Raw genomic sequence first — 23,012 nt, 5'->3', positions numbered from 1 at the left:
CAAGATTTTCACCTAACAATCAATAATTTGGAGAACACTGTGACCACCGTCGCTTCCCGTTTCCAGGGCGTCATCCCGCCCGTCGTCACCCCCCGCACCGCCGAAGGCGCCATCGACGTCCCGTCGCTGGAGAACGTCACCAAGCACCTGCTCGACGGCGGCGTCAGCGGCCTGTTCGTGCTGGGTTCCTCCGGCGAGGTCACCCACATGACCAATGCCGAGCGCGACCTCGTTGTGCAGACCGTGGCCGGCGTGAACGCCGGCCAGGTGCCGGTGATCGTGGGCGCCGTTGAGCAGACCACCAACCGCGTGATCGAAGAAGCCAAGCGCGTCATCGCCCTGGGTGCCGACTCCATCGTCGCCACCAGCCTGTACTACGCCATCTCCAACGCCCAGGAGAACGGCACCCACTTCCGCTCCATCGCCGCCGCCGTCGACGTTCCCGTCTTCGCCTACGACGTCCCGGTCCGCACCCACTTCAAGCTGCCCACCGACCTGTTGGTCGAACTGGGCCGCGAGGGCGTCATTGCCGGTGTGAAGGACTCCTCGGGCGACGACGTCTCCTTCCGCCAGCTGCTGCTGGCCGCCAAGGACATCCCCAACTTCGACATCTTCACCGGCCACGAAGTGGTTGTTGACGGTGCCATGCTGGGCGGTGCCCAGGGTGTTGTTCCGGGTCTGGGCAACGTTGACCCGGCCGGCTACAAGCGCCTCTACGACGCCGCTGTGGCCGGCGACTGGGCCAAGGCCGCAGCCGAGCAGGACCGCCTGGCCGATGTCTTCGAGATCGTCTACACCCCCAAGGCCGGCCGCATGTCCGGCAACGCCGCGGGCCTGGGCGCCTTCAAGACCGCTCTGCAGCTGATGGGCGTCATCAAGACGAACGTCATGAGCGCGCCGATGCTGTCCCTGGATGAGGACGAGACCGCTGCGGTCAAGGTCATCCTGGAGCGCAACGGCCTGATCTAAGGCTCTTTCCTGGGTGGCGGTGCTTGCGCACCGTTTTGCCGGCGCTTAGACACGGCCGGTGTGTCGCTTGCTCGCAGAGCTCGCGGCGCGCCACACGCGTCCGCGATGCGCACCTACGCAAAACGGTGACTCCAGCACCGCCGCCGGGGATGGAATCTTAGGCTTGGGCCTCGGGCTTCTTCATTGCTTCTTTTTTGACCGCAACTCTCTTTTGAGGAATGGCATGCAGTACGTAATTGGTATAGATCTGGGCGGGACTAAGACGGCGGCGGGGGTGGTTGCCGCTGACGGCACGGTGCTCTACTCGGGCCAGACGCCGACGCTGAACCGCGCTGGCGGGGAGGCCATCTTGGATGCCACGGCCGCGCTGGCCACCTCGCTGCGTGCCCAGGCGGCGGCGGACGGCATTGAAGTCTCCGCCATTGGTATGGGCTCGGCGGGTGTGATCGACGCCGAGGCGGGCACGGTCATTTCCGCCACCGATGCCATCCTGGGCTGGACGGGTACGGACATCTTCACCGGGCTGACGCAGCGCACCGGGCTGGACGTTTCGGTGGTGAACGATGTGCACGCGCACGCCCTCGGCGAGGCCTGGCTGGGCGCCGCGGCCGGCACGTCCTCCTCGCTTCTGGTGGCCTTCGGCACCGGCGTCGGCGGCAGCTTTGTGCTCAACGGCCACCCGGTGCTGGGCCACCGCTTTGTCGGCGGGCACGTGGGCCACTTCGCCTCCCCCTACGCCTACCACGACGGCGTTGCGCTGGACTGCTCCTGCGGCCACGCGGGGCATGTGGAGGCCATCGCCTCCGGCCCCGCCATCCACGCCAGCTTCCTGCGCTTTGGCGGCTCCGCCGCCGTCCCGGACACCCGTGCCGTCTTTGACCTGGCGCGCGGCGGCGATGCCACGGCCCGCAAGGCCATTGGGGTCGGGGCCGGCGCGGCGGGCCAGGCCGTGGGCGGCATGGTCAACATCCTTGACCCGGCGGTGGTGGTGGTCTCCGGCGGGTTGGCCGACGCCGGCGAGCTCTGGTGGGGCGCCATGGAGCGCGCCCTGCGCCAGGAGCTGCTGGCCCCGCTGGCCGATGTCCCGGTGCTGCGCGCGACGCTGGGCAACACCGCCGCCATTGTCGGCGCAGCCAGCCTGGTCTTCAACTAGTTCCCCCCAGACCCTTCCCCGCCAGACCACCCCACCAAGGAGTTCCCGTGACGCTGAAACTGACCACCCTCGATTCCCTTGCCGGCCAGCTGGTTGTCTCGGCCCAGGCGTACCCCGGCGAGCCCATGCGCGACCCCCGCACCACCGCCCAGGTGGCGGCCTCGGCCGTGATCGGCGGCGCCGCGGGCATCCGCGTCCAGGGCATTGCGGACATCCAGTTCACCCGGGCCGCCGTGGAGGTCCCGGTGATCGGCCTGTGGAAGGACGGCCACGACGGCGTCTTCATCACCCCCACGCTGCGCCACGCCCTGGCCTGCGCCAACGCCGGCGCCCACATGGTGGCCATTGACGGCACCCGCCGCCCGCGACCGGACGGCTTGACCCTGCAGGAGACCATCGCCGGCATCCATGCCGGATCCAACGCCCTGGTCATGGCCGATTGCGGCTCCTTAGACGATGCCGTGGCCGCCGTGGAGGCCGGCGCGGACATCATCGGCACCACCCTGGCCGGCTACACCGGCGAACGCGAGAAGACCCACGGCCCGGACCTGGAGCTGCTGGCGGCCATCGCCGCCGTCAACCTGGGCAAGCCGCTCATCGCCGAGGGCCGCATCCACACCCCGGCCCAGGCCCGCGCCGCGCTGGACGCCGGCGCGTTCGCCGTCGTCGTCGGCACCGCCATCACGCACCCGGCCACCATCACCGGCTGGTTCAAGGACGCCATCACGGCCTAGGGCTGTTGCACGCGGCCCGGATTCCGGACGCCGCAGGATCGCGGGCGGGGCACCACCAGGGTGCCTCGCCCCGATCCGTTTATGGACGTATGCTCCAGTCATGGCGGAGCCGCTGGAAGTGGACGTAGTGGTGTTGGGTGCCGGCACGGCCGGCATGGCGGTGGCCGCCGCCCTGGCCCGGGGCGGGGTGTCCGTGGCCGTGGTCGAATCGGGGTTGGCCGGCGGGGCCGCGGCCTACTGGGCCGACACCCCCCTGCATGCCCTCCGCGGACCGGGGGCCGTGCTGCTCGCGGCCCAATCCACACCCGGCGCGGCCCAGGCCGTCACCTCCACCCTGAACGCGGCCGCCACGCTGGCCCGCCGCACCGACCTCACCGGCCACTGGCAGGATTCCGCCGCCACCGCCGTGCTGGAGTCCGCCGGGGTGGCGCTGTTGCGCGGCCGGGGGCGGATCAGCGCGGCGCGCACCGTCTCCGTGGCCAGGCTCGACGGCGCCAGCCAGGACCTGCACGCCGCCCTGGCCGTGGTGCTTGCCACCGGATCGGTGCCCGACGCCCCCGGCCCCGCCGCGGCGGCCGCCGGCCCGCTGTGCTGGGGAACCAGGGCGGCCCTGTCGGCACCGGCGCTGCCCCGGCGGCTGGGGGTGCTGGGCGCCGGGCCGAATGCCTCAGCGGTGGCGCAGGCCTTTGCCCGGCTGGGCACCGGCGTCACGGTGCTGGCGCCGGAGGGCCTGCTGCCGGGCTGGCCCGGACCGGCCGTCGCCCTGGTGGGCGCCTTGCTGCGGGCCGACGGCGTCCAGCTCTGGAACGGGGTGGGCCTGGCCGCGGCCAGCCTGGCCGAGGGCGGACTGGTCCTGTCCCTGGACAATGGCCATTCCCTGCGCTGCGATGCCCTGCTCGTGGACACCGTGCGCCGGCCCGCCGTGCACGGCATCGGCCTGGAACGGCTGGGGCTGGTGGGCGCCCCGCTGGACGGATCCGGGCTGGCCGGCGGCACCGATTGGCTGTACTGCGCAGGCGACGCCGCCGCGGATCCGCTCGCGGATTCTGCGGCGGCGTTCAGCACCCCGTGGGCCCTTGAGCAGGCCCGGCGGACGGCCGATGCCATCCTGGCGCGTGCCGGCGGCGCCGATGCCGCGGCCGTCCCGGAGGCGCTGGGCGTCCAGATGGTCTTCACCGATCCTCCGCTCGCGGCCACCGGCATGGCGCTGGCCGCGGCGCTTGAGGCCGGGTTCTCCGCCGTCGAATCCGCCGGAACCGCCGAGGCCGATTCCGGGCAGGTGCCGGCGAAGGAAGCGGTCTGGGGTTCACTGGTGGTGGACGCGGACACCGGCCTGCTGCTGGGTGCGGCCTTTGCCGGGAGCCATGCCGGGGACCTGGCCCAGCTGGCCGCCGTCGGCATCGTGGGGCGGATTCCGGTGCCGACGCTGCTGCTCGCGCTGCCGCCCGCGCCCTCCGCGGCCCGGCTGTGGCAGCAGCTGCTCCGCGGTTTTGGTCTGTGACACTCGCCTCGATAGTTTTACACTGACCAGTCAGTTTGATATCTTTGGGGCAAGCCCACACCAGCAAAAGGATTCCCGCGTGCTTTCAACTGCACAAGTTCACGTCAACGGCCGGCACCACACTCTGCTCCCCGCCACCACGTTGGCGGCCGAACGCGGCCGGCTGCTGCTGGTGCAGGCCGATGGCCAGGACCGCCGGACGGCGCTGGCGCTTGCCCTGAGCGGCCGCCTGAAGCCCTCCTCCGGAACTGTGGCCCTGGGCCACGACGGCAACATCGCTCGGCTGCGGCGGCGCAGCGCCATCATCGATTCGCCCAACGTCAACGAGCCCGAGCGGCACCTGAGCGTCCGCAGCCTGGTGGCCGAGGACCTGGCCATGGTGCCGCGGAAGTTCCGCGACCGCACCCGCCCCACGGCGTGGCTGGTGCGCCAGGGGCACACGGATCTGGTGGGCAAGTGGGTGGAGGAGCTGGACAGCTCCACCATGCTGGAACTGCTGGTGGAGCTGGCACTGGCCAATCCGGAGGTGGAACTGGTGGTGGTGGATTCACCCGACCGGCACACCGTCGATGACTCCCGCTGGCTGCCCTTCCTGGCGCGCCTGGCCGAGGGCGCGGACCTGGCCGGCCGGGAACTGCTGGTGGTCGCCGTCGTCGGCCGCATCCCGGACGCGTGGGACGGCGCCGTGGCCCACGCCGGCGACGCACCCCCGGAACCCGAGCCCGGGGAAGAGCCGGAGCCCGACGCCGGACCCGACCCTGCCGCAGAACCCGAGCCGGCGGCCGCCGTCGCGCCCGAACCGCCGGCCCTGCACGACTCCCCCGACTCCCCTGACACCACCGAACAGCAGGAACGCTGATGACCGTACTGCGCCTGGCGCTTTCCGAACTCAAGAGGATGACCGGCGGGCTGCTGCCCAAGCTGACCATCGTTGCCCTCACCATGGTCCCGCTGCTCTACGGCGCGGTGTACCTCTACGCCAACTGGGACCCCTACTCCAACCTTGACCAGCTCAAGGCAGCCGTGGTGGTCCAGGACCAGGGCGCCACCACCAGCGACGGCAAGCACCTGCAGGTGGGCCAGGACGTGGCGCAGACGCTGATCGACGGCAGGAAGTTCGATTGGACCAGGGTGGACTCCCCGGACGCCGCCAACCAGGGGGTGGAGAGTGGGCAGTATGCCTTTGCCCTGGTGATTCCGGCGGATTTCTCCGCCAATCTGGCCTCGCCCGCGGACTTTGACTCCGCCACCCAGGCCATCATGAGCGTCACCACCAACGATGCCAACAACTACCTGCTGACCAACATTGTGGACAAGGTGACCACCCAGGTCCACGAGTCAGTGGCGCAGCAGGTGGGGATGCAGACCGCCGATGCCCTGCTCAGCGGCTATGGCACCATCCACGGCAAGCTGGCCGCCGCCGCGGACGGCGCACAGCAACTGGCGGACGGGGCGGCCACGCTCAAGGGCGGGACCGCAACCCTGCACCAGGGGACGTCGTCGCTGGTTGCAGGTGCGGACCAGCTGGTGGACGGCTCCGTGCAGCTCTCCGCCGGTGCCCACAAGCTCGCCGACGGCGCCTCCACCCTCAGCGGCGGGCTGGGCCAGCTCAAGAGCCAGACCTCCACCCTGCCCGCCGACACCGCAGCCCTGTCCAAGGGCGCCGCGCAGGTGGCCGCCGGCAATGCCTCGCTGAACACGAAGGTGCAGGGCACCGTCGGCACCCTGGCGCAGTTGGACACGGCGGCCGGGGCGGCCATCACCGACAGGCTGGCCCAGCTGGTGGCCGGCAACGTCATCACCCAGGTCCAGTCGGACCAGATCCAGGCCGCGGTCAGCAGCGCCGGAGCCAGCCCCAGCATGGCGGCCCTGAAGAACACCATTGCCACCGACTCCGCCGACATCGCCCGGCTGGCCGCCGGCTCCCAGGCCGTCGCCGACGGTGCCGCGAAACTGGCGGGCGCGACGCCCACGCTGACCGGGGCCATCGGCCAGGCCAACGACGGCGCGGCCCAGCTGGCCAGCGGCGCCGGCACGCTCGCGGCCGGGCAGGACAAGGCGCTCGACGGGGCCAACCAGCTCGATGCCGGGGCCAGGAAGCTCGACGGCGGCGCCGGCCAGCTCAGCGACGGTGCCACCAAGCTCGCCGACGGAGCCGGCGAGCTCGCCACGCAGCTGGGCGCCGGCGCCGCCTCGGTGCCGAATCCGTCCGACGAAGCCAAGAACACCGCCTCCTCGGTCATTTCGGACCCCATCAAGGTGAACTCGCTCTCGCAGGCCACGGCCGCCAGCTACGGGGCCGGCCTGGCGCCGTTCTTCCTGGTCCTGGCCCTGTGGATCGGGGCGTTCATGCTGGTCCAGGCGATGCGCCCGCTGACCAAGCGCGCGCTGGCCTCGAACGCTCCGTCCTGGAAGATCGCCGTCGGCGGCTGGCTGCCGTTCATGGTGGTGGCCTCCGGACAGGCCCTGCTGCTCTACGCCGTCGTGCACTTTGGCCTGGGACTTGAACCCAGCCACCCCTGGCTGACGCTGGGGCTGCTGCTGCTGGCGGCGGTGGCCTTCACGGCCCTGATCCAGGGGATCGTGGCGCTGATGGGCACGCCGGGCAAGTTTGTGGTGCTGATCCTGCTGGTGTTCCAGCTGGTGGCCTCGGGCGGCACGTTCCCGTGGCAGACCACGCCGGAACCCCTGCACATCCTCCACCAGATCCTGCCCATGGGGCATGTCGTGGAGGGCATGCGGCACCTGATCTACGGTGCGGAACTGGCACCGTTGGCGCCCATTGCCTTGGGGCTGGTGGGCTACACGCTGCTGGGCCTGCTGTTCTCGCTGCTGGCCGTCAACAAGCACAAGTTCTGGACGCTGAAGACGCTCCAGCCCGAGATCGAGGTCTAGCGCGGGATGTGGAAGTGGGTGGCCCGGGCGTCCTGGCCATCCAGTTCCCCCCACGTCTTGGTGTGCTCAAAGACGGCGAACGCGCTGGTCGGGTACCGGGACGCCATTTCCATGTAGGCGTCCTCGTCCGAGTCCCGCGAGGCCAGGCGCAGCGCCAGGTCCTGCACGCCGGGCAGGTGGCTGATGACCATGAGCGTCTGGACGGTGTCCGGCACATGGTTGATGACCGAGAGCATCGTCGTGGCGCTGGTGGCGTACAACCGCTCCTCCAGCTTGGGCGTGGGCGCCTTGTCCCCCAGCTGCTGGCAGACCCAGGTGCAGGTCTGCCGGGTGCGCAGGGAGGACGAACACAGGATGAAGTCCGGGACGATCCCCTGTTCCAGCAGCCACTTGCCGGCGAGCGGTGCCTCGTGGTGGCCGCGCTGGGCCAGCGGCCTGTCGTGGTCCCCCACACCCAACGGGTAGGCCGCCTTGGCGTGGCGCATCAGGATCAGCCGTTTCACGTGGTGTTCGCTCATAGCCCCAGTCTAGTGAGGGTACGTAAAAAGCCGGTCCGCTGCGGGGAATCCCGCCGCGGACCGGCTTTTTGGCACGTCGGTGCAGGTCTGCCTAGATGGAGTATTCCGGGGCGGCCCAGACCACAACTTCGGGGTGCTCGTAGAAGCGGTAGCCCTCGCCGCGCACGGTGCGGACCGTGTTGGCCAGGCGTCCCAGCTTCGAGCGGAGACGGCGGATGTGGACGTCGATGGTGCGCTCGTTGGGGACCTCGTCGGCATTGCTCCACAGACCCTCAAGGAGCTCGTCGCGGCCCACGGTGCGGGTGCCGTTTTCCACCAGGTAGTTGAGCAGCTCGAATTCCTTGAACGTCAGGTTCAGCGTTTCGCCGTCGAGGTGGACCTCACGGCGGGCCAGGTCGATCAACACGCCGGACGGGCGCGGTTCCTGTGCGGCGGCCAGACGTGCGGATTCCTGGCGCTGGCGTGCGGCCACCGTGGGATCGCCAAAGGTGGAGCGGACGACATCGAGCGGGGAACCGGGGGCATCTGCCGGGGCAATGGCAACGGCGGCGTAGCTCTGGGCCTGCGGCACCAGGGACTGGGCGTAGGCCCGGATGTCCTGGGCCAGCTTGGCCAGCGAGGTGCCGGCCGCTGCGGCCGTGTCCTCGTCCACGCCGACATAGAGAACGAATCCGCGGGCCACATTGTCCTGGCCAACGCTGCGGAGGGTGTCGCCGCTGGCCACCACCGGAGTGGGGGCGGTCATCGGGGACGCGGAGTTCTGGGGCACGGCACGCAGATGGGCGTGGCCGGCGGCCGCCTCGTGCTCAAAGCCATAGCCGCGGGCGGCGGCGGGGGCGGCAAAGGAGGGGCGTGGGGCGAAAGGCTGGCGGGAGCCGGCGCTGCCGGCCAATGCTGCGGCCTTGTTGGCGTTGCGAACAGAAATGTGGACGTATCCGGATGCTACAGACATTGAACTACCTAAGGTGTATGACCGTTGTCACGGCGCGAATGTAACTTCGTGCTCTGGGTATCAGAACTTGGTGCCCTGCACAGGGCGGGCCAGATGGGCCGAACTGCCTGAACTCTGGGGTGTTGAGTTAGGGCCGCATTCGACAACAGCACACGAAAGATCCCCCGGGCTTGCCCCGATGGTTCGCTGCGACTGCAGATGCCTTTGAGTTGGTGTTCACAGAACGAGTTTCCTACGTAATAAAGGCAACACGCAAGTAACAATGGGTCGAAATGTCCACATCGTGAGACTGCTGCTGCAAGTGTGATGAACCTAACATCATGTTCTTCGTCTCAGTGAGGCGGCAAAAGGGGACATCGGCCGAATTTTAGAAAACAAAAACCTTGTTCCGAATGAATTTCTTCGATTGGATCGGCATCTAGGCCATTTGCGTTCGATCCGGATTTACCCCTCAATTTGCCCCCTTGCATTGGACCCCGGGCAGCACTCAGGGAACATTCAGGTTTGCCCGATATACGTCCAGCATTCGGACAATCCGTCCAGCGTTGGCCGTGACGTCCATGCCGGGCGCCGGTTGGAGAGTGTCCGGCCGCCCGATTCAAACAGCGCGTGCGCCGCCGGGCACCCAGACAACGGGGCAACAAAACACAGCAAGCTCACAGACTCTTCCCAGCAGAGACCTGCAGCAATGGCGCACAGTGGAGTCATGGCTGATTCACGCTCCTTCACCCGCAACCTGCCCGCCCTCGCCCACCCGGACGGCTCCCCCATCCGGGCCCTCGTGGTCGATGACGAGCCGAGCCTTGCCGATCTGGTCCGGATGGGGCTGGGCATGGCAGGCTGGGAGGTGGAGGTTGCCTACGACGCCACCGCTGCGTTGAAGGCTGCCCGCGCGGACCGGCCGGATGTACTGGTTCTGGACGTCATGCTGCCGGGCATGGACGGATTCGAACTGCTGGCCAAGATCCGCACCTTCTACCCCGACATTCCCGCACTGTTCCTGACGGCCCGGGACGCTGTGGAGGACCGGGTCACCGGTCTGGCCGCGGGCGGGGACGACTACGTCACCAAGCCGTTCAGCATGGAAGAGGTGCTGCTGCGCCTGCACCGGATTGTGCAGCGCTCCGGCGTGGCCGCCGCAGATTCCGCAGTGCTGTCGGTGGGCGATCTGACCTTGGACCAGGACACCCGTGAAGTTGTCCGGGGCGGCACCGAGATCCCGCTGACCACCACGCAATTTGAGCTGCTGCGCTACCTGATGGAGAACCCGCGCCACGTGCTGAGCAAGTCCCAGATCCTGGACCGCGTCTGGAACTACGATTTCGGCGGACAGGCCAACATCGTGGAGCTCTACATTTCCTACCTGCGCAAGAAGATCGACGTCGGCCGCCCGCCCATGATCCACACCGTCCGTGGCGCGGGGTACGTCATCAAGCCGGCGCAGTGAGGGCCTTCCACCCCTCCACCTGGCATCTGCGGACCAAATTTGTCGCGGCCACCATGGTGCTGCTGACCGCCATCTGCGCGGTGGTGGGCATGGTCAGCTACACGGCCGTCCAGCTCTCGCTCGACAGCCAGCTCGACGCCGCCCTGGCCTCTGCATCGCACCGGGCCGCGGCCTTTGGCGGCGCCGGTTCCTCCGGTGGCAGCACCGGGTCGGGCACGCCGCGGCCCAATCCGCTCGATGCCCGGGGAACCGGCGTGGGCACCTTTACCGCGCGGCTGGCCGCCGACGGCACAGTGGCGAGCGCCGGCATTCTCTCGGTGGGGACGGCGCAGCCGCAGATCACCAACGATGATGCCAGGATCCTGGCGGAGCTGGCCGTGCCGGTGCCTACGGACGGGCAGCCGCCGGTGCAGCCCGCCATGAACCCGGTGGACCGGACCCTGTCGATCGGCGACTACCGGCTCGCCGCCGTCGGCCTCTCCACCGGCGAGACCATCGTGACCGGCCTGCCGTTGGAGGCCCAGCACAACACCCTGGTCGCCCTGCTGCGGACCATTGTGGTGGTCTCGGCGGCCGGGTTGCTGGCGCTGGGACTCGTGGGGACGATCATCATCCGGCGGACCCTGCGCCCGCTGGAGGAGTTGTCGGCCGTTGCCACCCGCGTGTCCAAGCTGCAGCTGGACGCCGGCGAGGTGGCCCTGGCCGAGCGCGTGCCCCCCGCCGCCGCCAACCCGGCCACGGAGGTGGGGAACGTGGGCCACGCCTTCAACAACATGCTGGACAACGTCGCCAACGCGCTGGAGGCCCGCCAGCGCAGCGAGATGCAGGTGCGCCGCTTCGTGGCCGATGCCAGCCACGAGCTCCGCACCCCCCTGACGGCCATCCGCGGCTACACCGAACTGCTGCGGATCAGTGAAGACCTCACGCCCGACGGCGGCAAATCGCTGGAGCGGGTGGAACAGCACAGCGCACGGATGGCGCGGCTCGTGGAGGACCTGCTGCTGCTGGCGCGGCTGGACGAGGGGCGTGCCCCGCAGCGGGCACCCATGGATCTGACCGAGGTCCTGGTGGAGACGGTGAGCGATGTCCAGGTCGCGGCGCCCGGACACCGCTGGGAGCTGGACCTTCCGGAGGATCCGGTGGTGGTCCAGGCCGACGCCGAGCAGCTGCGGGCGCTGCTGCTGAACCTGCTCAGCAACGCGCACAAACACACGCCGCCCGGCACCACCGTCGTGGCCGGCATGCGGCAATCGCCCGGCGGATCGGTGGTGGTCACCGTGTCCGACAACGGCCCGGGTGTTCCGGAGGCGTTCCAGGACAAGGCCTTCGACCGCTTTGCGCGGGCCGATTCCGCGCGCTCGGGGGCGGTACCCAGCACGGGCCTGGGCCTGGCGATCGTGCAGGCCATCGCGCAGGCCCACGGCGCCCGGATCAGCCTGTCCAGCCGGCCGGGGTTCACCCGGTTCTCGCTGGAGCTGCCGGCATCCTAGACCACCCGCCCGGACAGTGCGGTTAGTGGTGCAGCGCCCGCCGGAGCGAGAGCGGTGCGTAGTGCCGCACCTGCTCGCGGACCTGGTCGCGCAGCCGCACCTCGTTGCGCCGGTTCATCAGCACCAGGGCCCAGGCACCGGCGGCGAGGGCCACCGCTGCGCCGATCCCCAGCGACCACCGGGCACCGAACTCGCTGCCGATCCAGCCCACCAGCGGGGCGCCGATGGGCGTGCCGCCCTGCAGGACCACCATGTACACGGCCAGCACGCGCCCGCGCATGGCCGGATCGGTGGAGAGCTGCACGGTGGTGTTGGCGGCGTTCATGAAGGTCAGCGCGGCCAGCCCCAACGGGATCAGGGCCAGCGCGTACAGCCAGTAGCTGGGCATCGAGGCGGCGATGGCGGCAAAGACGCCAAAGGCCAGCACGCCGCCCAGCACGTAGAGCATCCGGGTGTTCTTGCGCCGCGCGGCCAGCAGCGCCGCGGCGAGCGTGCCCACGGCCATGATGGAGCCAAGCATCCCGTACTCCCCCGCGCCCTTGTGGAACACCTCGGTGGCCATCAGGGCGTTGGTGAGCTGGAAGTTCATGCCGAAGGTGCCCACCAGGAACACCAGCACCATGATCATCATCAGGTCCGGGCGCTGGCGGATGTAGGCCAGCCCCTCGCGGATCTGGCCCTTGCCGCGCGGGGCCTTGGCCACCGGGTGCAGTTCCTCGGGCCGCATCCGCAGCAGGGAGACCAGCACCGCGGCAAAGCTTGCCGCGTTGACCAGGAAGGCCGGGCCGGTGCCCAGCCAGGCGATGACCAGGCCGGCGACGCCGGGGCCGGCCAGCCGGGCCAGGTTGAAGGAGGCACTGTTGAGGGCGACGGCGTTGGGCACGTCGCGGGTCTCCACCACCTCCGACACAAAGGCCTGCCGGGCCGGTGCGTCGAAGGCACTGGCGACGCCAAGGGCCAGCGCAAGGGCGTAGACCTGCCAGAGCACTGCGGTGTCGGTGACCACCAGCAGGCCCAGCACCAGAGCGCACAGGCCCATGGTGGTTTGGGTCATCAGCAGCAGCTTGCGCTTGTCCATCCGGTCCGCCAGCAGGCCGGCATAGGGTCCCAGGAAGATGATCGGCAGGAACTGCAGCCCGGTGGTGATGCCGACGGCGGTGCCGGAGTTGTTGGTCAGCACGGTCAGGACCAGCCAGTCCTGGGCCACCCGCTGCATCCAGGTGCCAATGTTGGAAACCAATGCCCCGCCCACCCAGAGCCGGTAGTTGTATACCTTCAGGGCACGGAACATGGTGCTCATTTTGCGCTCATCTCCGCAAGGATCGCGGCCGCGCGGCGCAGGACGGCGCGGTCTTCCGAGCTGAGTTTGGCCACCCGTTTGGCCAGCCATTCGGTGCGTTTGGTGCGGGCCGCGCTGTGTGCGGCCGTCCCGGCGTCGGCGATCCACACCAGTACCTGGCGGCCGTCCGTCGGATGCGCCACGCGCTCCACGAAGCCCGAGGCCTCAAGCGAATTCACAATCCGGGTCATGGACGGGGCGGAGATGTTTTCCCGCTCGGCCAGCGCCCGCAGGGTCATGGGGCCGCGGGCCACGGCGGCCAGCACCGAATACTGCCCGGGGGAAAGCGTTTCGGAACTGGCCTCTGCCCGGAGCCGGCGCGAGGTGCGCATGATGGCAATCCGAAGCTCCACCGGGAGCGGCCCGGGAGCGGGGTTTTTGGTTGTGCTCTTGGCGGAATTTCGCGCCGTGGTTTCTGCAATTTTTGATGCTGGTGTGTGTGCCATGAAAGTCATCTACCTGTAGCTGCGTTGCGTATCACTCGTGTTTTGTGTAGTTCCCATCCTAGATCCTTAGCAATGCTAAGTAAATGTTCGGCTGGTCACAGGGGTGTCTTGCCGTTACCAAAGCGTGACTATGAGCCAGTCGGTCTGTACAGTGGGTAGTGTGCCGACTGCAGCCAACAGGCTGCCTGGCATCCCCGGACGGTTCGCCGAGCTCTGCCGCCGCCCGAGGCCCGTTCAATCTTTGGCAGAGACGGGGGACCCACGATTTGCGGGCCTCCACCACTGGAAGCCCTTGGGGTTAAGCCGCGCCTTGCGCGCGGCCGGATGCTCTCCATCCGAACCCGACAGCTCACCTCGCAGGCGTTGAGAGAGGCTAATCCGCATGTCCAAGAACCCACAGCACGGCCGCCGCCGTGCCCAGCCGGCGCACAAAGAGTCGCTGGCACTGCAGCTGTGGAACGCAGCACCCAAGCCCACCGCCGCCGGACAGCGCATGGCCGCTGTCGCCGTCGCGGGCGCCCTCCTGGTGGGTGCAGGTCTGGCCGAGGCGCCCGGGGAGCAGGCCACGGCCGCGGGCCTGAACACTCCGCTGTCCGCCGATGAGGCCCTGGTCGACGCCCCGGTGGCAGCGGACAGCAGCGTTGCGGTGTCCTTTACCCGCCCCGCCGTGGCGTCCAGCAGTGCAAACACCACCAACGTCCCGGACATCAAGGGCAATGCCAGCTCGGTGGTCCCCGTGGGAGCCAACGGCGGGGCGGTCAACGACCCCGCCGGCGCCCAGGCCTTCGCGGCCTCCAAGCTTGCCGACTTTGGCTGGGGCCAGGACCAGATGAAGTGCCTGATTCCGCTGTGGAACCGTGAGTCCGACTGGACCACCACTGCCGAGAACTCCTCCAGCCTGGCCTACGGCATCGCCCAGTCGCTGCCGGCCTCCAAGATGGACTCCGTGGGCACCGACTGGCGCACCAACTACCAGACCCAGATCACCTGGGGCATGGGCTATATCAAGAACCGTTATGGCAACCCGTGCGGCGCCTGGGGGCACGAAACCTCCATCGGCTGGTACTAGGCCACCCCGCTGGACCAACCCGCGGACCGCTGGACGAGGAAGGGCCGGACGCTGCAGCGTCCGGCCCTTCCTCGTCCAGCAACAGATTCTTTAGTCCACCACGCCATAGAGGCGGTCGCCGGCGTCGCCCAGGCCGGGAACGATGTAGGAGTTCTCGTCCAGCTTCTCGTCGATCGAGGCCAGCACGATGGTGACGTTCTTGCCCTCGAGCTCCTGGCGCAGGATCTCAAGACCCTCCGGGGCGGCCAGCAGGCAGATGCAGGTAATGTCCGCAGCTCCCCGGGCAAAGAGGAACTTGATGGCCTCGCGCAGCGTTCCGCCGGTGGCCAGCATGGGGTCCAGCACGTAGACCTGGCGGCCGGTCAGGTTGTCCGGGAGGCGCTCGGCGTAGGTGATCGCTTCGAGTGTCTCCTCGTTGCGGGCCATGCCCAGGAAGCCGACCTCCGCCGTCGGGAGCAGGCGGACCATGCCTTCGAGCATGCCCAACCCGGCGCGCAGGATGGGGACCACCAACGGGGTGGGCTTCACCAGACCGGTGCCCACGGTGGAGGTGACGGGGGTTTCAATGTTCACGGGTTCAACGCGCACCTCGCGGGTGGCCTCGTAGGCCAGCAGGGTGACGAGCTCCTCCGTCAGCTGCCGGAAGACCGGCGACGGGGTGTTCTTGTCCCTAAGAACCGTGAGTTTGTGGGCTACAAGCGGGTGGTCCGCAACGATGACGCGCATAGATAAAAGCTACCATTGAGCCGTGCCGACTATCCCGGAAACCCGCCAACACGAGTCCATCCCCACACCCAGCAGCCACCTTGAGTGGATGGACCTGGCGCTGGCTCAGGCCCGCGGGGCGCTGGCGACGGCGGACGTTCCCATTGGCGCCCTCGTGATTGGGCCCGACGGCGCGGTGCTTGGCACCGGGCGCAACGAACGCGAGGCGCACGGGGACCCCACGGCACACGCCGAGGTGGTGGCCATCCGCCAGGCGGCGGCCGCCCTGGGCGAGTGGCGGCTGGCCGGCTGCACACTGGTGGTCACCCTGGAACCGTGCACCATGTGTGCCGGGGCCATCGTGCTGGCCCGGGTGCCGCGGGTGGTCTTTGGCGCCTGGGACGAGAAGGCCGGGGCCGCCGGCAGCGTGTTCGATGTGCTGCGCGAGCGCCGGCTCAACCACTGGGTGGAGGTCTTCCCCGGCGTCCGCCAGGACGAGTGCGCCGCCCTGCTGAAGGACTTCTTCGCCAGCCACCGCGCCGACTGACCGGAATCCGCCAGCGCCAAGGCCGGCCACCGATCAGAGGGGAAGCGGCCGGTTCTCCACGACGCTCTTCATGACGAGCGTCGAGCTCAGGCGCTGGACGCCGGGCAGGGTGGAGATGCGGTCGTCATAGAGCTGCTGGAAGGCAGGCAGGTCGCGGGCGATGACCTGCAGCAGGTAGTCGGGGTCGCCGAAAAGCCGTTGGGCCCGCAGGACGTTGGGGATGGCCGCCACCGCCTGTTCAAACGCATCAACGGTGCCGCGGGCCGCGTCGCGCATGGTGACAAAGACCAGGGCGTCGAAGCCAAGGCCCAGTGCAGTGGCGTCCAGCTGCGCGCGGTATCCGCTGATCGCAGCGGACTGCTCCAACGCGCGCAGCCGGCGGTGGCACGGCGAGAGGCTCAGTCCGACACGCTCGGCGAGGTCCGTCAGCGACAGCCGGCCGTCGCCTTGGAGCTCCGCAAGAATTTTCCGGTCTATTTTATCTATGCGGAAGATTCTTCCCCATCCAGCGCCTTGGGCGGAAGAAGTTGGAAGCACATTCCGGGCCGGCTTCACTAGGCTTTTTCTGGCGGGACATTCGGTGACTCCGGGGGTCCGCCACAAGTCAAGGAGAAGCGATGGCATTGGGCACCATCGCGGCGTTCTGGGCCGTATCGTTCCTGTTCGTGCTGGCCCCGGGAGCCGACTAGGCCTACGCGATCTCGGCCGGGCTCCGGCACAGGTCGGTGGTCCCGGCGGTGGCCGGGCTGCTGTCCGGGCACCTGGCGGCCACCGCCGTCGTCGCCGCCGGGGTGGGCGTGCTGGTGGCCAACCAACCGGTGGTGCTGACCGTACTGGCCGTCGCCGGTGCGGCGTATCTGGTCTGGCTGGGGATCGGCATGCTGAGGAACCCCGCGGTCCCGCACGCCGGGGCGGACCAACCCTCCGGCTCGTGGCTGCGCCAGGCGCTGAAGGGCGCGGGGATCAGCGGGCTGAACCCGAAGGTCTTCCTGCTGTTCCTGGCGCTGCTGCCGCAGTTCACCAACCCCCACGCCGGGTGGCCGGCCGCCGGGCAGATCGTGGCCCTCGGGCTGGTCCACGTGGCCAGCTGCGCCGTCGTCTACACCGGGGTGGGTGCCGGGGCCCGCGTGGTGCTGCGCACCCGGCCCACGGCCGCCCGGACCGTAACCCGGATCTCCGGCATCGCGATGGTGGCGATCGGCGTGGTCCTGCTGGTGGAACAGCTCATGCACCGGTGACCGGTCGCCGCCCGGATACATCGACAGACCATTGGCAAGAACCCAGGAGTGAACCATGACCGAACAGCCCGCCCCCTACGGTGGCGCAACAGTTGAGACCGCACGGGCCCGCACACGGGTCCGGATTCCCCACCTGCGGCAGATGAAGGAACGCGGCGAGAAGTGGGCCATGCTCACCGCGTACGACATGTACACCGCGGCGGCCTTTGACGGGGCCGGCATCCCGGTGCTCTTGGTCGGGGATTCCGCCTCGAACAACGTCTTCGGCAACGAGACCTCACTGCCGGTGAGCGTGGACGAGCTCATCCCGCTGGTACGGGCGGTGGCCCGTTCGGCCCGCCACGCGCTGGTCATCGCGGACCTGCCCTTCGGCTCCTACCAGGGCTCCCCGGAGCAGGAGTTCCACACGGCTGTCCGGTTCATGAAGGAGGCGAATGCCCATGCGGTGAAGCTCGAGGGTGGGGCGGAGATGGCGCCGCAGGTTGCGCTGCTCACCCGCGCCGGCATTCCGGTGATGGCCCACATTGGCTTCACCCCGCAGTCCGAGCACACCCTCGCCGGATACCGCGTCCAAGGCCGCGGCGCCGACGCCCAGCGGCTGGTTGCCGATGCGAAGGCGCTCGAGGCCGCGGGCGCGTTTGCCGTGCTGATCGAGATGGTGCCCGCGGACACCGCCACCGAGATCACCAAGACCCTGGCCATCCCGACCGTCGGCATCGGCGCCGGGAACGGCTGCGACGCGCAGGTGCTGGTGTGGCAGGACATGGCCGGTCTGCGCACCGGACGGCTTCCCCGCTTCGTGAAGCAGTACGCCGAGGTGCACACCGTGCTGACCAACGCTGCCCGGAACTACGCGGCCGACGTCGCGGCGGGAACCTTTCCCGGGCCGGAACACAGCTTCTAGCGCGCCGCGCCCGCCAGCTCCCGCTCGCGGGCGCGCAGCCGGCGCAGCATCCGGGCGTCGTCAAAGCCCACGGCGGCGGCCGCCGCCTCCACGGTGCTGCCGTGCTGGATCAGCGCGTCCGCCTCCTCCAGCCGCAGCAGCTGCTGGTAGCGCAGCGGCGAGAGCTGCACGGCCTCGCTGAAGGCGCGGGTCAGCGTGCGGGCGCTGACTCCCACCTCCCGCGCCACCTCGGCCAGCGGCAGCCGTTCGCGGAAACGCTCGTCGAGCACGTCCTGCGCATGGTGGACCACATCGCTGAGATGCCCCCGGTGCCGCAAAATGGCGCTTTGCTGCGGCGCCGTGCCGTTGCGCCGCGTGTACATCACCATGCCACGCGCCACCCTGGCCGCCACCGCCGGACCCTCCTGCTGGGCCACGATGTGCAGCGCCAGGTCGATGCCGCTGGCAATGCCGGCCGAGGTGAGGACGCGGCCGTCCTCGGTGAACAGGACGTCCGCCACCACATGGGCCCGCGGGAACCGGGCGGCCAGCCCGCGCTGGAGATCGTGGTGCGTGGTGCAGCGCCGCCCGTCCAGCAGTCCGGCCAGGCCCAGCGAGACGGCGCCGGAGCACACGCTGGCCACCCGGCCGCCGTCGTCGTAGTGGCCTCTGATCCGCTCCAGCGACGCCGGGCCCAGCCGGGCGGCGGCCTCCACCGTGGGGGCGCGCCCGCCGGGCACCAGCACGATGTCGCCCCGGTCCAGGGCCGGCCAGAGGGGCGACGGCGCCAGCGGCAGGCCCTGGGCGGAGACGATCGCTCCGGGGGCGTCGGCGACAAAGTGCAGCGTGAACTTCGCCCCCAAGTGGGCGGCGTCGCCGAACACCTGGGCCGGTCCGGCCAGGTCCAGCAGGTGCACGGTGTCCAGCACGGGAATGACGATGGCGGTCATATCAGGTCACTCTACGCCGATGGCCTCGTCCACGGTGCGGATCGTCGCGAAGCGGCCGGCCAGCGCGTAGCAGGTGCGCGCCACGATGTCCTCCGCCGCCAGCGTGCGCGGGTCCGCCATGATCTCCGCCAGGCCGCGCCCCGCCGGCGCGTCCCAATGTTCGATGGGCATGGTGGCCGTCGCATCCACCACAAAATCGACCGTGTAGCCAAAGTCGCTGGCCACCCGGCTGGTGGTCTCCACGCACTGCTCGGTGCGGATGCCGCAGACGGTGAGCCCGGTGATGCCGCGCTCCACCAGATACCGCTGCAGGCCCGTGGTGTTGAAGGCATTGTGCGCGGTCTTGGTGAACAGGGCCTCGCCCGGGCCGGGTTCCAGCGGGGCCATCGGCACGTTGAAGCCGCTCACGGCGTCGAACACGTTGCCCGTTCCGGGCTCGTTGTGGATGATCCAGACGACGGCGTCGCCGGCTGCGCGGAAGTGGTCCACCAGCCGGCCCACCTGGCCGACGACGCCGGGGTTGGAGACCGCGTTCCAATTCTCACGCTGGCGGAAGGATTCTTGGACGTCAATGACAAGGAGTGCTTTCATAGCGCCAACGCTACGGAGGTTCCGCCGCGTCCGGGAGGGCTTTCCGGGCCATGTACCGGACGGATCCGGCCAACTGATGGCCTGCTACCCGGCGGCGTCCAAGGCGTCGATCCGCTTCTGCCTGCTCGCCGGGGAATCCAGGGAGAAGGAGCGGAAATCGCCCAGATCCTCGCGGATGAAGTCCTCCACCTCGATGATGCGGGCCTTCACGGCCGCTGTGGTGCCGCCTAACGCCCAGTGCGCAATGCGTTCCTTGCTGGGGTCGTACTGCCACAGCCCGATGATCCTTCCCCGGTCCAGAATCGGATGGTCCGGCAGGTCGGCCTGGAGGGCCAGGGTGGAGTCCAGCACCTTCTTCCCCTGGTCCGCGGGGTCCAGAAGATCGGTTGAATTGCGGCGCAGCAGCACCAGTGAATCGGATCCGGCCAGCAGCTGGACCTGCTCGTCCTCCGGCGCGCGGAAGTCCGCCAACGCCTCGACGTCGGCCGGGAGCATCCACAGCCCATGGGCCTCCACGGCCCCGGCGTCCGCGAGCGCGGCCTTGGTCTGGGCCACGGTGAAGGCGGTGAACCACTGCGTCTGCTTCAGGGTGGCCCCTCCGGTCCAGGCAAGGTACCTCTCCATCAACCGTGCCCGGGCCTGCTCGTCGCTGAGGCCGCTGGGAGGGAGGTCCCAGGACGTATAGGTGTAGCGCTGCTGGTCCAGCCGGCCGTTTACCGGCACGCGGCGGATGCGGCCATCGGCCTGCAGCAGACCCAACGCCGTGGGCAGCGTGGTGGAGGCGCCCTTCTTCTTGCCCTCCTCCCCCAGGCTCCGCACGGTGCCGCCCAAGGCATCCTTGAGCTCCTTCGGGTCCAGCGGGCCGCTCGTCTGGAGAACGGCGAGCGTCTGCTCCTCCAGCGCGGCGATCTCCGCCGTCGCCACCCCCAGCCGTTCCAGCACCTTGGCGGTGGCTCCGGCGGCGCCGGCACCGAGCTGGAGCCCCCAACCGAAGTCCTCGGCGCCTAGTACGTAGGTGCAGCCGCGGGCGGTGGGAAGTTCATGGATGCGCAGGGCCGCAACATCGGCGTCCACCTGCTCCCGGCGGATGCCGGCCCGGGCAAAGAGCGTCAGGTACGGGTTGGCCCCGCCCACCGAGCGCGCCCAGCCCGCGGCACCGAACACCCGCGCCGCGTCGGCTCCTGCCAGCGATCCATCCAGCCCCTGCTTGTGCCAGGCCCAGGCCCGGAATTTGGCAATGTCCATCTCTGCGTCCATGGCACCATCCTGCATCAGCCCCGGCTGCGGCGGTCTCATTTTGGGATCAGCGCCCAGTGTCCGGTAAGGTAATCGAGTTGGTGACGTGTCCGAGCGGCCGAAGGTGCAACACTCGAAATGTTGTTTAGGTGAGAGCCTAACGTGGGTTCAAATCCCACCGTCACCGCCACATGCAACGGGCGTCTGCCTTGTTGGGAAACCAGCGAGGCAGACGCCCTTTGTCATTTCCGGCGGACCGTTCTGCGCAGAGTTTCGAGCCAACAGTGCGCAGAAGCTGCTGCTGCGCATTGTCTGCGGCAAACTCTGCGCAGAACGGTACGCCACAGCTATCCATGCCTGGCGCCATCCCCGCCTTGCGGCGTCCCGGAGAGGCGAGCACACTTGGGTTACATCAGCTTTCCGTCCAGGCCTCACTTCCGGTTGGTCGAGTTGCGCCGTGAACCGCTTCGATAATCATCTGCCAACCACGTTCAGCGTTCGGCACCAAGACCGACGCGGAACAAATCACCTCGGAACCAGTCGAAGAAGATGATTGGCGTGAAACGCAAGAGGCAGACGCCATTGCGGGCGTTGCTCGCGGGGCTGGCTTTGATCCTGACGGCGTTGTCCATCGTCGTTCCGGCATCATCCGCCGCGGCCTATCACGAGGTAACAACAGGCAACTGGCCGGGATCCGTGGTCGGCTACCAGGCCCAGGGCCTGCACTACGATGCATGCGGCGGCTATCCCTCGGTGTGCTTCAACCCGCAGATTTGGGTTCCGGCCCCCTATGCCTATCGGTCACCGGCGTCGAACGGGGCCCAGACGGTTACATTTCTGACCACTCTCTCCAGCTGGAACGGGACCGGCTGGGTCCAGATCGCCAACCGAAGCGCCAGCCTGCCGTTGGCCGACGGACAGCCCGGCCTCTACCTCCAAACCTCCGATTTCAAGATCTACGGCAAGGGCTCATTCCAGATAGCCACGATCGTTGAATGGCGGGACGCCTGGACCGCCCAGGTCTATGGGACCAGGGTGCTCGCCTACGACCAGGCGGGCGATTACACGTGCGTCGGACGGTTCACCGCCTTCTGCGACGCCACGGCGGGCTATGTGTATCTGCGCTCTCCGATGTAGCCGGGGACGCACGGCTGCCGAGGATGCTGCCACTTAGCGCGGGTGGATCTCCGTCGAACCGAAATTTCCACCGTCCGCGTTAGTGAAGGCAGTTGCCGGTGGGGCCGGCGTGCTGCCCCGGCTCCGCGCTGCGGCCCGGAGGAAGAGTCCGACGGCGGCCAGGCCAAGGCCCACGAGCAGGAACGATGGGCCGGCGGCCGCGGCCACGCTTGGCCAGGGCTGGAGGGACATGCTGGCGCCATTGTTGTGGACGGCACCGGGGGCGAGGGACCCGGTGAAGATCCGGGGCGCAAAGACCAGCACGGCACCAACCACTGCCAACACCGCGGCAACAACCCAGGCGGTGGGGGCGTGCCAGGCATAGCCGGATGCAGTGGCACCGGGCCCGGCATCCGGCCCGGGGGCGCTGCCGCCGTCGCCGTCGGCGTCGGCGTCCAGCACCCGGCCAGCCGCATCGAGCGCGAAGATCTCGACCCGGGGTTCGGGCTGCCGGCGGCTCAGGGCCGACGCCTTTTCACCGTGGCGAGCAGGCCAGCCACAATGGCCAGCCCCGGGGTCAGCAGGCCCGGCGCCGCAAAGGGCAGCAGCACGGGCCATTCCGGCCGCCAGGACCCGCCGCCCCGGAACCGGCCGGCCGACGACTCGGATGCCATGGCCAGGATGGCCTCCGCGAAGATGTTCTGGGCGAAGAGGAAGATGGTTGCGCCGGCCAGCAGCACCAACGCCAGTGCCCAGAGGCCGCCGCGCAGTCGGGAGGCCTGCACCGGCACGCGGTGCGCGCGGACGAACAGCAGCCCGGCCGCAATGCCGAAGCCAACGGTGAGGAACACCGGCGACACCATCCACAGCAGGGGCCCCCAGGCCGGCAACGGAACGTCCGCTTGGTTCGGCGAGGGCGCGTCCAGGGCGCCGGGCACCAGGTAGACGGCGGCCAGGCAGAAAACGCCCGCGGCCAGGGACAGCGCGGCCAGCACGGCGAGCGCAAGGACCGGCGGGCCGCCACGCGCCGGAACAGGTGGACCGGCGTCGGGCGCTGCCTCCGGTGCTGCGCCGTCAAAGGATGTGTCGCCGTCAAAGGCCGGCAGAACGACGGTGTCGTCCATGGACTCCGGGAGTGGGTGCCCCATAGCTGCATCTTTCGTACCTGTAGGCAGGGGCCGCCATCGCACAACCGCCCCCACGCGTTGTTTCCGCCAAGCCTAGCGCTCGAGG

At 69.1% G+C, this 23,012-nt stretch carries 24 protein-coding genes, 1 tRNA gene and 1 riboswitch; of the genes, 14 read left to right on the top strand and 11 right to left on the bottom strand.

Annotated elements, in window-relative coordinates:
- Window positions 1-39: 39 nt before the first annotated feature.
- From ACQCSX_RS16445 to ACQCSX_RS16420, 6 genes are all read left to right on the top strand, one after another.
- A complete protein-coding gene (locus ACQCSX_RS16445) occupies window positions 40-969 on the top strand; it encodes a dihydrodipicolinate synthase family protein (RefSeq protein ID WP_427016334.1) in 930 nt (309 codons plus the stop codon).
- A gap of 223 nt (window positions 970-1,192) precedes the next feature.
- Window positions 1,193-2,122, top strand: a complete 930-nt coding sequence (locus tag ACQCSX_RS16440) for an ROK family protein (RefSeq protein WP_427016333.1) — start codon at window positions 1,193-1,195, stop codon at window positions 2,120-2,122.
- A 53-nt stretch (window positions 2,123-2,175) separates the two neighbouring features.
- Window positions 2,176-2,856, top strand: coding sequence for an N-acetylmannosamine-6-phosphate 2-epimerase (locus ACQCSX_RS16435; RefSeq protein ID WP_427019081.1), 681 nt, complete (start codon window positions 2,176-2,178; stop codon window positions 2,854-2,856).
- A 100-nt stretch (window positions 2,857-2,956) separates the two neighbouring features.
- On the top strand, window positions 2,957-4,357 hold the full coding sequence (locus ACQCSX_RS16430) for an FAD-dependent oxidoreductase (RefSeq protein ID WP_427016332.1): 1,401 nt from the start codon (window positions 2,957-2,959) through the stop codon (window positions 4,355-4,357).
- Window positions 4,358-4,436: 79 nt separating this feature from the next.
- Entirely contained in the window at window positions 4,437-5,216 is a 780-nt protein-coding gene (locus tag ACQCSX_RS16425; protein WP_427016331.1) for an ABC transporter ATP-binding protein, read from the top strand.
- Complete coding sequence (locus ACQCSX_RS16420) at window positions 5,216-7,252, top strand: YhgE/Pip family protein (protein ID WP_427016330.1); 2,037 nt, start codon at window positions 5,216-5,218, stop codon at window positions 7,250-7,252. The genes ACQCSX_RS16425 and ACQCSX_RS16420 overlap by 1 nt, the downstream gene beginning before the upstream one ends.
- On the opposite strand, the gene ACQCSX_RS16415 is transcribed toward ACQCSX_RS16420, so the two are convergent.
- Complete coding sequence (locus tag ACQCSX_RS16415; protein ID WP_427016329.1) at window positions 7,249-7,770, bottom strand: SixA phosphatase family protein; 522 nt, start codon at window positions 7,768-7,770, stop codon at window positions 7,249-7,251. The two genes, ACQCSX_RS16420 and ACQCSX_RS16415, sit on opposite strands and share 4 nt — an antisense overlap.
- Before the next feature lie 91 nt (window positions 7,771-7,861).
- Window positions 7,862-8,722 (bottom strand): winged helix-turn-helix domain-containing protein, encoded by an 861-nt coding sequence (locus tag ACQCSX_RS16410; protein WP_427016328.1) that lies wholly within the window; start codon window positions 8,720-8,722, stop codon window positions 7,862-7,864.
- A 706-nt stretch (window positions 8,723-9,428) separates the two neighbouring features.
- On the opposite strand from ACQCSX_RS16410, the gene ACQCSX_RS16405 reads away from it, so the two are divergent.
- Together ACQCSX_RS16405 and ACQCSX_RS16400 are read left to right on the top strand one after the other, a co-directional pair.
- A complete protein-coding gene (locus ACQCSX_RS16405) occupies window positions 9,429-10,169 on the top strand; it encodes a response regulator transcription factor (RefSeq protein WP_427016327.1) in 741 nt (246 codons plus the stop codon).
- A 53-nt stretch (window positions 10,170-10,222) separates the two neighbouring features.
- A complete protein-coding gene (locus ACQCSX_RS16400; protein ID WP_427019080.1) occupies window positions 10,223-11,659 on the top strand; it encodes a HAMP domain-containing sensor histidine kinase in 1,437 nt (478 codons plus the stop codon).
- Window positions 11,660-11,681: 22 nt separating this feature from the next.
- Here the strand turns inward: ACQCSX_RS16400 and ACQCSX_RS16395 are convergent, their stop codons facing one another.
- Entirely contained in the window at window positions 11,682-12,959 is a 1,278-nt protein-coding gene (locus ACQCSX_RS16395) for an MFS transporter (protein ID WP_427016326.1), read from the bottom strand.
- Window positions 12,956-13,330 (bottom strand): MarR family winged helix-turn-helix transcriptional regulator, encoded by a 375-nt coding sequence (locus ACQCSX_RS16390; protein WP_427016325.1) that lies wholly within the window; start codon window positions 13,328-13,330, stop codon window positions 12,956-12,958. The genes ACQCSX_RS16395 and ACQCSX_RS16390 overlap by 4 nt, the downstream gene beginning before the upstream one ends.
- Window positions 13,331-13,665: 335 nt before the next feature.
- Window positions 13,666-13,821, top strand: a riboswitch (cyclic di-AMP (ydaO/yuaA leader).
- 5 nt (window positions 13,822-13,826) lie between these two features.
- Between ACQCSX_RS16390 and ACQCSX_RS16385 the strand changes: the two genes are divergently transcribed.
- Window positions 13,827-14,513: a transglycosylase gene (locus ACQCSX_RS16385; protein ID WP_427016324.1), complete on the top strand. Its 687-nt coding sequence runs from the start codon at window positions 13,827-13,829 to the stop codon at window positions 14,511-14,513.
- Between the two features lie 90 nt (window positions 14,514-14,603).
- Here ACQCSX_RS16385 and upp read toward each other — a convergent pair whose 3' ends face one another.
- A complete protein-coding gene (gene upp / locus ACQCSX_RS16380; protein WP_427016323.1) occupies window positions 14,604-15,239 on the bottom strand; it encodes a uracil phosphoribosyltransferase in 636 nt (211 codons plus the stop codon).
- Between the two features lie 22 nt (window positions 15,240-15,261).
- On the opposite strand from upp, the gene tadA reads away from it, so the two are divergent.
- A complete protein-coding gene (tadA, locus tag ACQCSX_RS16375) occupies window positions 15,262-15,765 on the top strand; it encodes a tRNA adenosine(34) deaminase TadA (RefSeq protein WP_427016322.1) in 504 nt (167 codons plus the stop codon).
- Window positions 15,766-15,798: 33 nt separating this feature from the next.
- On the opposite strand, the gene ACQCSX_RS16370 is transcribed toward tadA, so the two are convergent.
- Window positions 15,799-16,251, bottom strand: coding sequence for an Lrp/AsnC family transcriptional regulator (locus tag ACQCSX_RS16370; RefSeq protein WP_427019079.1), 453 nt, complete (start codon window positions 16,249-16,251; stop codon window positions 15,799-15,801).
- Window positions 16,252-16,463: 212 nt separating this feature from the next.
- Here ACQCSX_RS16370 and ACQCSX_RS16365 point away from each other — a divergent pair, with 212 nt between their 5' ends.
- A complete protein-coding gene (locus ACQCSX_RS16365) occupies window positions 16,464-17,003 on the top strand; it encodes a LysE family translocator (RefSeq protein ID WP_427019078.1) in 540 nt (179 codons plus the stop codon).
- 55 nt (window positions 17,004-17,058) lie between these two features.
- On the top strand, window positions 17,059-17,907 hold the full coding sequence (panB, locus tag ACQCSX_RS16360) for a 3-methyl-2-oxobutanoate hydroxymethyltransferase (protein ID WP_427016321.1): 849 nt from the start codon (window positions 17,059-17,061) through the stop codon (window positions 17,905-17,907).
- Here panB and ACQCSX_RS16355 read toward each other — a convergent pair.
- The 3 genes from ACQCSX_RS16355 to ACQCSX_RS16345 form a co-directional block, all read right to left on the bottom strand.
- Window positions 17,904-18,836, bottom strand: a complete 933-nt coding sequence (locus ACQCSX_RS16355; RefSeq protein ID WP_427016320.1) for a GlxA family transcriptional regulator — start codon at window positions 18,834-18,836, stop codon at window positions 17,904-17,906. The genes panB and ACQCSX_RS16355 overlap by 4 nt on opposite strands.
- A 6-nt stretch (window positions 18,837-18,842) precedes the next feature.
- Window positions 18,843-19,427 (bottom strand): cysteine hydrolase family protein, encoded by a 585-nt coding sequence (locus ACQCSX_RS16350; protein WP_427016319.1) that lies wholly within the window; start codon window positions 19,425-19,427, stop codon window positions 18,843-18,845.
- An 84-nt stretch (window positions 19,428-19,511) separates the two neighbouring features.
- A complete protein-coding gene (locus ACQCSX_RS16345) occupies window positions 19,512-20,684 on the bottom strand; it encodes a DNA glycosylase AlkZ-like family protein (protein WP_427016318.1) in 1,173 nt (390 codons plus the stop codon).
- A gap of 79 nt (window positions 20,685-20,763) precedes the next feature.
- Between ACQCSX_RS16345 and ACQCSX_RS16340 the strand changes: the two genes are divergently transcribed.
- Window positions 20,764-20,853, top strand: a tRNA-Ser gene (locus ACQCSX_RS16340).
- Window positions 20,854-21,221: 368 nt separating this feature from the next.
- The gene (locus ACQCSX_RS16335; RefSeq protein WP_427016317.1) at window positions 21,222-21,800 is read left to right on the top strand and encodes a hypothetical protein; all 579 of its coding nucleotides are present in this window, start codon (window positions 21,222-21,224) and stop codon (window positions 21,798-21,800) included.
- A 33-nt stretch (window positions 21,801-21,833) separates the two neighbouring features.
- On the opposite strand, the gene ACQCSX_RS16330 is transcribed toward ACQCSX_RS16335, so the two are convergent.
- The gene (locus ACQCSX_RS16330; protein ID WP_427016316.1) at window positions 21,834-22,241 is read right to left on the bottom strand and encodes a hypothetical protein; all 408 of its coding nucleotides are present in this window, start codon (window positions 22,239-22,241) and stop codon (window positions 21,834-21,836) included.
- Window positions 22,242-22,297: 56 nt separating this feature from the next.
- Window positions 22,298-22,927 (bottom strand): hypothetical protein, encoded by a 630-nt coding sequence (locus tag ACQCSX_RS16325; protein ID WP_427016315.1) that lies wholly within the window; start codon window positions 22,925-22,927, stop codon window positions 22,298-22,300.
- Between the last annotated feature and the right edge of the window lie 85 nt (window positions 22,928-23,012).

Source organism: Pseudarthrobacter sp. P1 (assembly GCF_050156935.1).
GTDB lineage: Bacteria > Actinomycetota > Actinomycetes > Actinomycetales > Micrococcaceae > Specibacter.
This window is presented reverse-complemented; position numbering and strand designations above follow the sequence as displayed.